Origin of the sequence: Cupriavidus phytohabitans (assembly GCF_017815025.1) — a bacterium.
Classification (GTDB): Bacteria; Pseudomonadota; Gammaproteobacteria; order Burkholderiales; family Burkholderiaceae; genus Cupriavidus.
This window is the reverse complement of the sequence record NZ_JAGIQB010000012.1, coordinates 34,755-48,361: the sequence shown is the minus strand read 5'-3', so window position 1 is coordinate 48,361 and position 13,607 is coordinate 34,755. Positions and strand designations below refer to the sequence as shown.

Annotated in this window: 11 protein-coding genes; 9 read left to right on the top strand and 2 right to left on the bottom strand. The window is 68.2% G+C overall.

The genetic code is table 11. The features are described 5' to 3' along the window. Nucleotides 1–2: 2 nt before the first annotated feature. Together J8I34_RS10520 and J8I34_RS10515 are read left to right on the top strand one after the other, a co-directional pair. Nucleotides 3–3,305 (top strand): efflux RND transporter permease subunit, encoded by a 3,303-nt coding sequence (locus tag J8I34_RS10520; RefSeq protein ID WP_209805991.1) that lies wholly within the window; start codon nt 3–5, stop codon nt 3,303–3,305. 17 nt (nt 3,306–3,322) lie between these two features. Next, the gene (locus tag J8I34_RS10515; RefSeq protein WP_232232436.1) at nt 3,323–4,885 is read left to right on the top strand and encodes an efflux transporter outer membrane subunit; all 1,563 of its coding nucleotides are present in this window, start codon (nt 3,323–3,325) and stop codon (nt 4,883–4,885) included. On the opposite strand, the gene J8I34_RS10510 is transcribed toward J8I34_RS10515, so the two are convergent. Beyond that, complete coding sequence (locus tag J8I34_RS10510) at nt 4,882–5,784, bottom strand: LysR family transcriptional regulator (protein ID WP_029048134.1); 903 nt, start codon at nt 5,782–5,784, stop codon at nt 4,882–4,884. The genes J8I34_RS10515 and J8I34_RS10510 overlap by 4 nt on opposite strands. A gap of 113 nt (nt 5,785–5,897) precedes the next feature. On the opposite strand from J8I34_RS10510, the gene J8I34_RS10505 reads away from it, so the two are divergent. The 7 genes from J8I34_RS10505 (at nt 5,898) to J8I34_RS10475 (ending at nt 12,562) form a co-directional block, all read left to right on the top strand. Then, nucleotides 5,898–6,353, top strand: a complete 456-nt coding sequence (locus tag J8I34_RS10505; RefSeq protein WP_029048135.1) for a PACE efflux transporter — start codon at nt 5,898–5,900, stop codon at nt 6,351–6,353. Between the two features lie 135 nt (nt 6,354–6,488). Then, nucleotides 6,489–7,742 carry a flavin-dependent oxidoreductase gene (locus J8I34_RS10500; protein WP_209805990.1) on the top strand — a complete coding sequence of 418 codons (1,254 nt, stop codon included), beginning with the start codon at nt 6,489–6,491 and terminating at the stop codon, nt 7,740–7,742. 52 nt (nt 7,743–7,794) lie between these two features. Further along, the gene (locus J8I34_RS10495; RefSeq protein ID WP_029048137.1) at nt 7,795–8,964 is read left to right on the top strand and encodes an ABC transporter substrate-binding protein; all 1,170 of its coding nucleotides are present in this window, start codon (nt 7,795–7,797) and stop codon (nt 8,962–8,964) included. Continuing rightward, nucleotides 8,961–9,545, top strand: coding sequence for a MarR family winged helix-turn-helix transcriptional regulator (locus tag J8I34_RS10490; protein WP_209805989.1), 585 nt, complete (start codon nt 8,961–8,963; stop codon nt 9,543–9,545). The genes J8I34_RS10495 and J8I34_RS10490 overlap by 4 nt, the downstream gene beginning before the upstream one ends. Before the next feature lie 43 nt (nt 9,546–9,588). Continuing rightward, nucleotides 9,589–11,232, top strand: a complete 1,644-nt coding sequence (gene dacB / locus J8I34_RS10485) for a D-alanyl-D-alanine carboxypeptidase/D-alanyl-D-alanine endopeptidase (RefSeq protein ID WP_209805988.1) — start codon at nt 9,589–9,591, stop codon at nt 11,230–11,232. Nucleotides 11,233–11,426: 194 nt separating this feature from the next. Continuing rightward, nucleotides 11,427–12,242: an AzlC family ABC transporter permease gene (locus tag J8I34_RS10480; protein ID WP_209768210.1), complete on the top strand. Its 816-nt coding sequence runs from the start codon at nt 11,427–11,429 to the stop codon at nt 12,240–12,242. Then, nucleotides 12,239–12,562, top strand: a complete 324-nt coding sequence (locus J8I34_RS10475; RefSeq protein ID WP_029048141.1) for an AzlD domain-containing protein — start codon at nt 12,239–12,241, stop codon at nt 12,560–12,562. The genes J8I34_RS10480 and J8I34_RS10475 overlap by 4 nt, the downstream gene beginning before the upstream one ends. A 42-nt stretch (nt 12,563–12,604) precedes the next feature. Here J8I34_RS10475 and J8I34_RS10470 read toward each other — a convergent pair whose 3' ends face one another. Continuing rightward, entirely contained in the window at nt 12,605–13,594 is a 990-nt protein-coding gene (locus J8I34_RS10470) for an L-threonylcarbamoyladenylate synthase (RefSeq protein ID WP_209805987.1), read from the bottom strand. Between the last annotated feature and the right edge of the window lie 13 nt (nt 13,595–13,607).

Genomic DNA, 13,607 nt, shown 5'->3' with positions numbered 1-13,607 from the left:
CCATGAATCTTTCGGCTGCCTTCATCCATCGCCCGGTCGCGACCGCGCTGCTCACGCTCGGCATCCTGCTGGCCGGGCTGGCGGCGCTGCGGCTGCTGCCGGTGTCGCCGCTGCCGCAGGTGGACTTCCCGACCATCTCGGTATCGGCGTCGCTGCCCGGCGCCAGCCCGGAAACGATGGCCGCCACCGTGGCGACGCCGCTGGAGCGCGCGCTCGGCACCATCGCCGGCGTGACCGAAATCACCTCCAGCAGCTCGCTCGGCTCGACCCGCGTGACGCTGCAGTTCGACCTGTCGCGCAACATCGACGGCGCCGCGCGCGACGTGCAGGCGGCGATCAACGCCTCGCGCGCGACCCTGCCGACCAGCCTGCCCAACAACCCGACCTACCGCAAGGTCAACCCCGCCGACGCGCCGATCATGATCATCGCGCTGACGTCGCCGACGATGACGCGCGGGCAGCTCTACGATGCGGCCTCGACCATCCTCGCACAGAAGCTGTCGCAGGTGGAAGGCGTTGGCCAGGTCACCATCGGCGGCGCCTCCTTGCCGGCGGTGCGGGTCGAGCTGAACCCGACCGCGCTGAACAACTACGGCATCTCGCTGGAGGATGTGCGCAACACCATCAGCGCGACCAACGCCAACCGGCCGCTCGGCACGCTGGAGAACACCAGCAACAACTGGCAGGTCTACGCCAACGACCAGATGATGAAGGCGGAAGACTACATGCCGCTGATCATCCGCTACGCCACGCCGGGCACGTACTCGTCGGCGTCGGCGGGCGCGCTGATCGCCAGCACCGCCAATGCGACGGCCAGCGGCGGCGTCAGCACCAAGGTGGTCAACGGCGTCACCGTGACCACGCTGACCACCAGCAGCGGCACCACCACCATCACCAGCGGCGCCACCGGCGGCACCAGCGCCACCAGCGGCCCCAACTCGTTCGCAGTGCCGGTGCGGCTGCGCGACGTGGCCAACGTGGTCGATTCGGTGCAGGACATCCGCAATGCCGGCTCGGCCAACGGCAAGCCGTCGGTGCTGCTGGTGCTGAACCGCTCGCCCGGCGCCAATATCATCGAGACCGTCGACCGCGTACGCGAGATGCTGCCGAACCTGCAGAAGATGATCCCGGCGGCGATCTCGATGGACGTGATGATGGACCGCACGCCCACCATCCGCGCCTCGCTGCGCGAGGTCGAGCACACGCTGATGATCTCGGTGGCGCTGGTGATCATGGTGGTGTTCATCTTCCTGCGCAACGTGCGCGCGACGCTGATCCCCAGCGTTGCGGTGCCGGTATCGCTGATCGGCACCTTCACGGTGATGTACCTGGCCGGGTTCTCGCTGAACAACCTGTCGCTGATGGCGCTGACGATCGCCACCGGCTTCGTCGTCGACGATGCCATCGTGGTGCTGGAGAATATCTCGCGCCATATCGAGGAAGGCATGAAGCCGCTGGCGGCCGCGCTGCGCGGTGCGCGCGAGGTGGGCTTTACGGTGCTGTCGATGAGCCTGTCGCTGATCGCGGTATTCATTCCGCTGCTGATGATGGGGGGCATCGTCGGCCGGCTGTTCCAGGAGTTTGCGATCACGCTGTCGGTGGCGATCCTGGTGTCGCTGGTGGTATCGCTGACCACCACGCCGATGATGTGCGCGCGCATGCTGCGGCCGGTGGAACCGGAGAAGCAGGGTCGCTTCTTCCGCGCCACAGAGCGCATGTTCCAGTGGCTGCACGATGGCTATGCGCGTTCGCTTTCCACCGCGCTGCGGCTGAGCCCGCTGGTGTGGCTGGTGCTGATCGCCACCATCGCGCTCAATGTGTACTTGTACGTGATCGTGCCCAAAGGCTTTTTCCCGCAGCAGGACACGGGCCGGCTGATCGGCTTTATCCGCGCCGACCAGGCGACGTCGTTCCAGGCCATGCGTGGCAAGCTCGACAGCTTCATCAAGATCGTGCAGTCGGACCCGGCGGTGGAGAACGTGACCGGCTTTACCGGCGGCTCGCAGCGCAATACCGGGCAGATGTTCGTCACGCTCAAGCCGCTGGCGGAGCGCAAGGAATCGGCCGACGCGATCATTGCGCGGCTGCGCGACAAGCTGGCCAAGGAACCGGGGGCAAGGCTCTTCCTGCAATCGGTGCAGGACATCCGCGTCGGCGGGCGGCAGAGCAGCTCGCAGTACCAGTTCACGCTGCAGTCCGACGACCTGGAGGTGCTGCGCGCGTGGGAGCCCAAGGTGCGCGCGGCGCTGTCCAACCTGAAGGGGCTGGAGGACATCGACACCGATACCAACGACAAGGGCCTGCAGACCTCAGTGATCATCGACCGCGACGCGGCGTCGCGCCTGGGCGTGACCGCTCAGCAGGTCGACGCGGTGCTGAACAATGCCTTCGGCCAGCGGCTGGTGTCGACCATCTACCATCCGCTCAACCAGTACCGCGTGGTGATGGAGCTGAGCCCGGAATACCTGCAAGGGCCGAACGCGCTTAAGGACATCTACGTCGTCACCGGCAACGGCAACCGCGTGCCGCTGTCCGCGTTCGCGCGCGTGGTGCCGACCAGCACGCCGCTGGGCGTGAACCATCAGGGGCAGTTCGCGGCATCGACGATCTCGTTCAACCTGGCCGAAGGGACTTCGCTGTCGCAGGCAACCGAGGCGATCAACCGCGAAATGGCGCGCATCGGCGTGCCTGAAACGCTGCGCGCCAACTTCCAGGGCGGCGCCAAGGCGTTCCAGGATTCGCTCAAGAGCCAGCCGATCCTGATCCTGGCCGCGCTGATCACGATCTACATCGTGCTGGGCATGCTCTATGAAAGCTACGTGCACCCGCTGACGATCCTGTCGACGCTGCCTTCGGCGGGCGTGGGCGCGCTGCTGGCACTGATGGCGTCGAAGACGGACTTCAGCATCATCGCGCTGATCGGCGTGATCCTGCTGATCGGCATCGTGAAGAAGAACGCGATCATGATGATCGACTTCGCCATCGACGCCGAGCGCCGCGAAGGACTGTCGCCGCGCGATGCCATCTACCGCGCCTGCCTGCTGCGCTTCCGCCCGATCCTGATGACGACCATGGCCGCGCTGCTGGGCGCGGTGCCGCTGGCGATCGGCCGCGGCGACGGTGCCGAGCTGCGCGCGCCGCTGGGCATCTCCATCGTCGGCGGCCTGGTGGTGAGCCAGCTGCTGACGCTGTACACCACGCCGGTGGTCTACCTGACGCTGGATCGCTGGCGCCTGAAGGTCAAGGCCTGGCGCCAGCGCCGCCGCGGCGATCGCGGCACGCCGGACCAGCCGGCCGCTGTCTGAATTTGCAGAGATTCCACATGACTGTGTTTAGCCCCGTGTTTAGCCCTGTGTTTAGCCGCTTGCTGACCCATGCCCTGCCGCTGCCGCTGGCGTGCGCGCTGCTGCTGGCCGGCTGCGCGGTCGGCCCCGACTACAAGCGACCCGATGCGCCGGTGTCGGAAGCCTTCAAGGAAGCCAATGCCACCAGCGATGCCACCAGCGATACCACCACCGATGCCAATGCCTGGCGCGGCGACTGGAAGACCGCGGAGCCGCAGGATGCCGTCGCGCGCGCCGACTGGTGGACGGTCTTCGGCGACCCGCAGCTCGATGCGCTGATGTCGGAAGTGCAGATCTCCAACCAGAACATCAAGGCGGCCGAAGCGCAGTACCGCCAGGCCGTGGCCGCGCTGCAGGCGGCCCGCGCCGGCTTCTTCCCGACCGTCGATGCGCAGGCCGGTGCGTCGCGCGCGCGCGGCGCCAGCGGCAATACGCTTAACGGCCAGAGCCTGACGCTGGGCGCGACCTGGGAGATCGACGTGTGGGGCCGCGTGCGCCGCCAGGTGGAAAGCAGCGAAGCCAGCGCGCAAGCAAGCCAGGCCGACCTGGGTTCGACGCTGCTGTCGACGCAGGCGACGCTGGCGCAGAGCTATTTCCTGCTGCGCGTGGCCGATGCGCAGAAGGCGCTGCTCGACCGCACCGTGGCCGACTACCAGAAGTCGCTGCAGCTGGTGCAGAACCAGTACGCCGCCGGCACCGCGCAACGCTCCGATGTGCTGCAGTCAGAGACCCAGCTCAAGAGCGCGCAGGCGCAGCAGATCGACATCCAGATCACGCGCGCGCAGCTGGAACATGCCATCGCCGTGCTGGTCGGCAAGCCGCCCGCGGCGCTGTCGCTGGCCGCGGACGATTTCCGCAAGGCCCCGCCGCGCGTGCCGGCCGCGGTGCCGTCGGAACTGCTGGAGCGCCGGCCCGACATCGGCGCGGCCGAGCGCCGCATGGCGTCCGCCAACGCGCAGATCGGCGTGGCGCAGGCCGCCTACTACCCGACGCTGTCGCTGTCGGCCAGCGGCGGGCTGACCGCCAGCACACTGGCGCGCTGGATGTCGCTGCCGGACCGCATCTGGTCGATCGGCGGCGGGCTGGCCGGCACGCTGTTCGATGGCGGACTGCGCAGCGCGGCCAAGGCGCAGGCCGTGGCCGCCTACGACCAGACCGTAGCCAACTACCGCCAGACCGTGCTGTCGGCGTTCCAGGAAGTGGAGGACAACCTCGCCGCACAGCGGCTGCTGGAACAGGAAGCGGTAGTGCAGAACGACGCGCTGCGCTCCGCGCGCGACGCGCTGGTGCTGGTCAACAACCGCTACCGCGCCGGCACCGCGGGCCTGCTCGACGTGCTGACCGCGCAAACCGCGGCCTACACCGCGGAGCGCACCGCGCTGACAATCGCCGGACGCCAGTACACGGCCGCGGTGGTGCTGATCAAGGCGTTGGGCGGCAACTGGCATCCGCAGCCGCTGGATGGCGCGACCGGCAGCAGGCCCGCCGGCGCTGCACCAGCCACACCTGCGGCACCCGCCATCACAGTCGGCCGGCGCTAGGCGCCGCGCTGGGGCGCGTTCGGCAACGGCTGCGCGCAGATGCGCTCGCGCAGCCAGGTGGCGGCCTTGCCCAGCGGCCGCTGCTTGTGCCACACCAGTTCCATCGCTACCGGCCAGTCCTGCTGCTGGAACGCCAGCGGCGGCGACACCAGCTGCGCCGCGGCCGGCGAGTTGGCCACCACGTGCCACGGCACGAACGCCCAGCCGAGCCCGCGCTTGACCAGCTCGACGATGACCCACTGGCTCTCCACCCACCAGACGTCCGCCGCCACGCGCAGGCGCATCTTCTCCTCGCTGTCGGTCCGCGTGGCGACCATCAGCTGGCGGTAGCGCTTCAGCTCTTCCCAGTCCACGCGCTGCGACGCCAGCGGATGATCGGGCGCGCACAGGATCTGCATCGGCATCCAGCCCAGCGCATGGAAACCCAGTTCGGGCGGCAGCACTTCCTGCCGCCACATGATGCCGAGATCGGCGCCGCCCTCGAGCACCAGCCGGCTGACGTCTTCCATCAGGGGGAACAGCACTTCCAGCTCGACCGCCGGAAAGCGGCCGGAGAACGCTTCGAGCAGCTGGCCGAGCGTCTCTTCCGGGTAGAGTTCGTCGACGGCGAGCACCAGCCGCGTCTCCACACCCTCGCCCAGGCTCTTGGCCACGCCGCGGAAGTGCTCGCAGCGCTCCAGGATTACGCGCGCTTCCGCCAGCAGACGCTCGCCGGCCGGGGTCAGCACGGGATAGCGGCCGGTGCGGTCGAACAATGCGTTGCCGACATCGATCTCCAGGTTCGAGACGGCGGCGCTGACCACTGACTGAGCCTTGCCGAGCCGGCGCGCGGCGGCGGAAAAAGAACCGGCTTCGGCAGCAGCGACGAAGGCCTGGAGTTGGTCTAGCGAGAGACTCATGCGGCGCTCCCCTGCGAGATCTATCGGTTCTGACGATAGTATCCAACTTGGCAATCCCAGCAAAGCAGATAGACTTGGCCCGGTCTGAATTCTTGCCTCGCAGGAGAAAAACCATGCGCACCACCCGGGACCGGATTCGCCACGCCGTTGGCTTCGAGGTTGTCGGCCTGCTGATCTTCGCGCCGCTGGCCAGCTGGGCCTTTGGCTACGAGCTGCACGAGATGGGCGTGATCGGCGCGGTCGCCTCGCTGATCGCGACCGGCTGGAACTACCTGTACAACCTGCTGTTCGACAAGGCCATGCTGCGCATCACCGGGCAGGTCCGCAAATCGGTCATGGTGCGGGTGCTGCACGCGATCCTGTTCGAGCTGGGCCTGCTGGTGGTGTTTTTGCCGGCGCTGGCGTGGTACCTGAATATCAGCCTGATCGACGCGCTGATCATGGATATCGCCGTGGCCGTCTTCTACATGGCCTACGCGCTGGTGTACAACTGGCTTTACGACATCGTTTTCCCGGTGCCGTCGCTGAAGCAAGCCGCGGCCAGGCCCGACGGCGTGGCCGCCGGCTGAGGCCGGGTTTTTCCTGACCCCGGACAGGCCACTCCGGGGTGTTCCCCGTCTTGCCCAGCGGACGCGAATTGTTATACTCCATAACAAAATTCGACGACCAGGCGCGTACTTGCGCGCCGCAAGCGGGGAGACAACATGAAGATCGCAATCGCCGGCGGCGGCATCGGCGGGCTGACGCTGGCGCTGCTTTGCCACCGCCATGGCATCGACGCCGAAGTCTGGGAAGCCAGCGAATCGCTGCGCCCGCTGGGCGTGGGCATCAACCTGCTGCCGCACGCGGTACGCATCCTGTCCGAGCTCGGCCTGCGCGATGCACTGGCCGAGCTCGCGATCGAGACCTCGTCGCTCTCCTACTACAACAAGCTCGGCCAGCGCATCTGGCATGAACCGCGCGGACTGGCGGCGGGCTATGACTGGCCGCAGTTCTCGATCCATCGCGGCGAGTTCCAGATGTTGCTGCATCGCACCGTGGTCGAGAGGCTGGGTGCCGATGCCATCCACACAGGGCATGCGTTCGAGACCGTGCTCGATACCGGCGCGCGCGGGCCGGCGCGTTTCGTCCTGCGCCGCCGCAGCGATGGCGCCGAGGTGGAAGCCAGCGCCGACGTGCTGGTCGGCGCCGACGGCATCCACTCCGCGGTGCGCCGCCACTTCTATGCCAGCGGCGATGCACCGCGCTTCTCGCGCCGCATGCTGTGGCGCGCGGTCACCGAGGCGCCGCCCTACCTCGATGGACGCTCGATGTTCATGGCCGGTCACCAGGACCAGAAGTTCGTCGCCTATCCCATCTCCGAGCCGCTGCGCCGGCAGGGCCGCTCGCTGGTCAACTGGATCGCCGAGCTGCGCGTGCCCGACAGCGTGCCGGACACCCCGCCGCGCAGCGACTGGAACAAGCAGGTCGACAAGTCGGTGTTCCGGGCACAGTTTGCCGGCTGGCAGTGGGACTGGATCGACATCCCCGCGCTGATCGACGGTGCCGAGGCGATTTATGAATTCCCGATGGTCGACAAGGACCCGCTGCCACGCTGGACCTTTGACCGCGTCACGCTGCTCGGGGATGCCGCGCACCCGATGTACCCGATCGGCTCGAACGGCAGCGCGCAGGCGATCCTGGATGCGCGCTACCTGCTCGACAGCCTGCTCGGCACGCAGGACACCCCTTACGCGCTGCGCGAATACGAGGCCGAGCGCCTGCCGCGCACCGCGGGCATCGTGCTGCGCAACCGCATGAACGGGCCGGAGCAGGTGATGCAGCTGGCGGAGGAACGCGCGCCGCAGGGGTTCCACGCTGTCGAACAGGTGATTCCGCGCGCCGAGCTGGAAGCGATTTCGCTGCGGTACAAGCAGCTGGCCGGGTTCGACCGGCAGTCGATGCAGGGCGCGCGATAGCATCGCGATCCGCCAGGCCACAACAAGAAACAAGCCATCAAGAGGAGACAACATGGCGCCCCCCAATCTCACCCGGCTCACCCGGCTCACCCGCCCCGCGCACATTGCGCTGGCCGCAGTCCTCGCCTTCACCGCCACCGCCGCACAGGCCGACATCACCGTCGGCGTCAGCCTGTCGACGACGGGCCCGTCCGCTTCGCTCGGTATCCCGCAGAAGAACTCGATGCCATACCTGCCGCAGAAGATCGGCGGCGAGGCGGTGCGCTACATCGTGCTGGACGACGCCTCCGATCCGACCCAGGGCGCCAAGGTCGCGCGCCGCTTCGTGTCCGAGGACAAGGTCGACATCATCCTCGGCTCCTCCGCGGTCGCGCCGTCGATCGCCATTGCCGAGGTCGCCGAGGAAAGCCAGACCGTCCAGCTTGCCTTCTCGCCGATCGAGCTCAAGCCCGGCCGGGGCGCCTGGACCTTCCGCCTGGCGCAGCCGGTGCGGCTGATGGCCAATGCCGTCGCCGCCACCGCCAAGACCATGGGCGTCAAGACCATCGGCTTTATCGGCTTTGCCGACGCATACGGCGAAACCTGGCTGAAGGATTTCACCGCCGCGGCAACGGCCAACGGCCTGCGCCTGATCGCCACCGAGCGCTATGGCCGCGCCGATACCAGCGTGACCGCACAGGCCATCAAGCTGATCGCCGCCAAACCCGATGCCATCCTGGTCGCCGGCGCCGGCACCGGTGCGGCCCTGCCGCACACCACGCTGCGCGAGCGCGGCTACGGCGGCACCATCTACCAGACCCACGGGGCCGCCACCAAGGACCTGATCCGCATCGGCGGACGCATGGTCAATGGCGCGATCCTGCCGGCGGGCCCGGTGATCGTGCCGGAGCAGTTGCCGGCCGGCGATCCGGTACGCAAGCCGGGACTCGACTACGTCACCCGCTACGAGAAGCAATACGGCGCCGAGTCGCGCACGCAGTTCGGCGCGCATGCCTACGATGCCGGGCTGGTGCTGGAGCGGATCGTGCCGGTGGCGCTGAAAAGCGCCAGGCCGGGGACGCAGGCCTTCCGCCAGGCGCTGCGCCAGGCGCTGGAGAGCGAAAAGGACATCGTGGTGTCGCACGGCGTGCTCAACTACAGTGGGCAAGACCACTATGGCTTTGACCAGCGCGGCCGCGTTATGCTGACAATCGACAACGGCAACTGGAAACTAGTGCAATGATCCCCGACGCATCCGGTGCATCCGACGCACCCGCCGCGGCAGGCAAGACTGGCGGCACCCACACCGCCAGCTCGCGGCGCAAACCGCGCGAGCCGCTTGCGCCGGATCCGGCGGTGGCCGACGGCGGCTTCGATCCGCATGTGCCGAATGTCGATTATGGCGTGCTCGACAGCCTGATCGGCTACGCCATCCGCCGCGCGCAGATCCGCATCTACGAGGATTTCGTGCTGTCGCTGTCGCAATGGCAGATCACCCCGCCGCGCTTCTCGGCCCTGGTGATCATCTCGCGCAATCCGCACCTGAAGCTGACCGAGCTGGCGCGCATCCTGGGCATTGCGCGCTCGGGCGCGGTGCTGCTGGTCGATGCGCTGGAAGAGATGAACCTGGTCGCGCGCCGCCCGGCGGCGGGCGATCGGCGCGCCTACAGCCTGGTGCTGACGCCATCGGGCCGCAAGACGCTGGACGCTGCCACCCGCGCGGTGGTCGAACATGACGCGCATGTGGGCAGCGCGCTGTCCGACAGCGACCAGGCCACGCTGAAATCGCTGCTGTCCCGGCTGGCGCCGCCGCGCGCGGGCTGACGCCAGGCCGCTGTCATCCGGCAGGCGCTTGCCATGCGTTAACATGGCCGCCATGCCAAGAACAACCGCCACGCGAACCGCATCGCGGCCCGGCGCGCTGCTGCGCCGCCTGTCGCCTCTTCTTGCCGCCGCCTTGCTGATGGCCGGTGGGCCTGTCATCGCGCCGGCGCTGGCCAAGCCGCCGGCCAAGGTACAGAAATCCCAGAAGGCGCAGAAAGCGCAGAAGGTCCAGAAAAGCGCGAAAGCACAGAAGGACCAGATTGCCGGCAAAGCGGCAAAAGCCGCGCCGTCCGCCGATGCTGGCCTGGTGCAGGCCGGCGTGCCGGCGCCGGTGGCCGCGGCCCTGCGCCGCGCCGGCGTGCCGGCTTCGGCCGCGAGCTTCTACGTGGTCAAACTGGGCGCACCCAGCGCGCGCGCCAGCTGGAACGCGCTGCAGCCGATGAATCCGGCCTCGACCATGAAGCTGGTCACGACCTTCGCCGGCCTGCAACTGCTGGGACCGGAGTACCGCTGGCAGACCGCGCTCTACGCCGACGCGCAGCCCGGCTTCGACGGCACCGTCAACGGCAATGTCTACCTGCGCGGCCGCGGCGATCCCAAGCTGGTGCCTGAGGAAATGGCCAAGCTGGTCGCCAGCGCCCGCGCCGGGGGTGCCACCGCCATCAACGGCGACCTGGTGCTGGATCGCAGCTACTTTGCCGATGGCCTGGACGGCAATGGCACCATCGACGGCGAAGTGCAGCGCGCCTACAACGTCGGCCCCGATGCGCTGCTCTACGCCTTCAAGACGCTGTCGTTCACATTGACGCCGGATCCCGTCACGCAGACTGTCGCGGTCAGCGTCACGCCGGAGCTGGCGCAACTCAAGCTCGACAACCAGCTGACGCTGACCAACGCCCGCTGCGGCGACTGGCAGAGCCGCGCCACCCCCAGCGTGCGGCCGCAGTCCGACGGCACCGTGCTGGCATCGTTCGCCGGCGACTATTCCAGCGACTGCGGCGAGCACGTGCTCAATATCGCCACGCTGTCGCACGCGGAGTTCACCTGGGGCGGCTTCGTCGCCGAATGGCAGCGCGCAGGCGGGCGCTTTACCCATCTGCCTGCGTTGCGCAGCGGCAAGGTGCCGCGCAGCGCGGTGCTGCTGGCGCGCCACTATGGCCTGCCGCTGTCCGACATCGTGCGCGACATCAACAAGTTCTCCAACAACGTGATGGCGCGCCAGCTGTTCCTGACCATCGGCGCCGAGCTGGACCGCGGCGGCCCGGCCAGCCCCGAGCGCTCGATCCGCGTGGTGCGGCGCTGGCTCGCGAAGCAGGGACTGGACATGCCCGGGCTGGTGCTGGACAACGGCTCCGGCCTGTCGCGCGAGGAACGCATCAGCACTTACGACATGGCGCGCCTGCTGCAGCAGGCCGCCGCCAGCAGCGTCGGCCCGGTGCTGGTCGATTCGCTGCCGGTGCTGGGCGTCGACGGGACGCTGCGCAACCGGCTGACCGGCGCCAATGCGGCCGGCCGCGGCTACCTCAAGACCGGCACGCTGGCCGACGTGCGTGCGCTGGCTGGTTATGTCGACGCGGAAGACGGCAACCGCTACGTGCTGGTGAGCATGATCAACCACCCCAACGCCTCGCAGGCGCGGGAGGCGCACGATGCGCTGATGCAGTGGGTGTATCGCGGCGCGCCCTGAGATTGCGCGTTGGGATTGCGCCCGCCGGACCACTCCGCGTGGCCTGCCGCCAACGCCGGCGCGCCATTTTGTTAAGCGCCCGCTTACCAGGACGCGATCCGACCCTATAATGCCAGGGTGCCGGCCGCGTCCTGCGGCGGCAGCTTCCCGGACCGGCCCTCGGTCCCGGACCTGCATTGCCCCCTTCCTCTGACATGACTTTCCGACAACCCCCGGTGTGGTTGCGCCTCTGGCATCGCTTCGCGCCCGCCGAACGCGACGGCTTCATGGCCGGCGTGCGCCGCTTCGCCCCCTCCCTTCCCGCGGTGTTTTCCTGGGGGCTGGTGACAGGGGTGGCGATGAGCAAATCGGTGCTGACCGTGCCCGAAGCCATCGGCATGTCGCTGCTGGTTTATGCGGGCTCGGCGCAGCTGGCGGTGCTGCCGCTGTTCGCCGCCGGCCTGCCGCTGTGGACGATCTGGCTGACCGCGGCCATGGTCAACCTGCGCTTCGTCATCTTCAGCGCCGCCATGCAGCCGCACTTCAGCTACCTGACGCTGGCGCGGCGCACGGTGCTGGGGTTCTTCAACGGCGATCTGCATTTTGTTTATTTCCTGCAGAAGTATTCGACGCCGGGCTATGAGCCCGGCAAGGAAGGCTACTTCTGGGGCATGGCGCTGACCAACTTCGCGATGTGGCAGGTGTCGTCGATCCTCGGCATCTTGCTGGCCAGCCTGTTCCCGGACAGCTGGGGGCTGGGGCTGGCGGGCACGATGGCGCTGATCCCGGTGATGATCGCCACCATCAATTCGCGGTCGACGTTGATGGCTGTGGTGATTTCGGCGGTGTTGGCATTGTTGTGCTTTGATCTGCCGTACCGGCTTGGGCTGGTGGTGGCAGTGGTCGGTGCAATCGCCGCGGGCATGGCCAGCGATGACCTGGCGGCGCGGGCTGCGCTGCGGGGTATCCGCCGACGCAAGTCTGCGCCGATCGGCAATGCGGCTGACGCGCCGCCGGGAGACCGGGCATGAGCCATGTCGAGACCTGGATCGCGCTGGTCGGCATGGCCGTGATCACGGTGATTACGCGCGCGTTGTTCCTGATGGCCGGCGAGCACGTCTCGGTGCCTGACCGCATCCAGCGAGCGCTGCGTTATGCGCCCGCAGCGGCACTGGCGGCGATCATCCTGCCGGACCTGATGACGTGGCAGGGGCATTTCACCGTGGCGCTGTCGAACTACAAGCTGGTTGCCGGGGTGGTAGCCACCGCGTTCTACCTGCTGACGCGGCGGATGGTGGGGATGATTGCGGTGGGGATGGCGGTTTATACGGCGTTGCGGTTGTTGGGGTGAGGGCAAGCGCGGGCCTGTTGTCAGTGCCAGCCTTGTTCCCCTTCAGCCCCCGAACGCCGCAGCCGCCCTCTCCAGCCGATCCCGCACCCCGGCCCAATCCTGACCCTCAGGCAAGGTCTCGAACACCAGCTGCGAATAGCCCTGCTTGTCGAGCTTGCGCAGCAACCGATACAACTCCTGCGCATACGCGGCAGCATCGGCCGGCGCCTGCACCCAGGTGCAGCGCTGATCCGCCAGCGGCGCGCGTCCTACCCATGCTACGCGCGCATCGGCCGGCAGGGCGACCAGCCGCGCGGCAGCCGCCTGCGCATCCGCCAGCAACAAGGGCGTGTGCGGCGCGTAATGGGCCTTCAGCGTTCCTGACGCGCGCGGTGCTGCGGCGTCGGGCGGCAACGGCGCCTCGCCCAGCACCTGCGCCAGCATCCCGACCGTGACCGCGCCGGGACGCAGCAAGACCGGCCCGACTCCGGCGTCCAGGCGCGACAGATCCACGATGGTCGATTCAATCCCGACCTCGACCCCATCGCCTTCCAGCACATAGACCGCGTCGCCGAACTCTTCGCGCACATGCTGCGCGGTGGTCGGACTCACCTGGCCGAACTTGTTCGCCGAAGGCGCCGCAATGCCGCCGCGGCCGCGCTTGAAGCGAGCCAGCAGCGCCTGCGCCACCGGATGCGACGGGCACCGCAGCCCGATGCTGTCCTGCCCCCCCGCCACCGCGGCGTCGATATGCGAGGCTCGCTTCAGGATCAGCGTCAGCGGCCCCGGCCAGAACGCATCGATCAGCTTCTGCGCGGCCTCAGGGACCTCGTCGGTCCAGTAGCTGATATCCGCGCCATCGACCACGTGCACGATCACCGGGTGGTTGGACGGCCGCCCCTTGAGCGAAAAGATGCGGCCGACCGCGTCGGGATTCTCGGCGTCGGCGCCCAGCCCGTAGACCGTCTCGGTCGGGAAAGCGACCAGCTGCCCCGCCTCGAGCAGGCGGACGGCTTCTTCGAGTTCAGCAGCCGTTGGCATGCGCGGCGACATCGTGTTCCTTGCG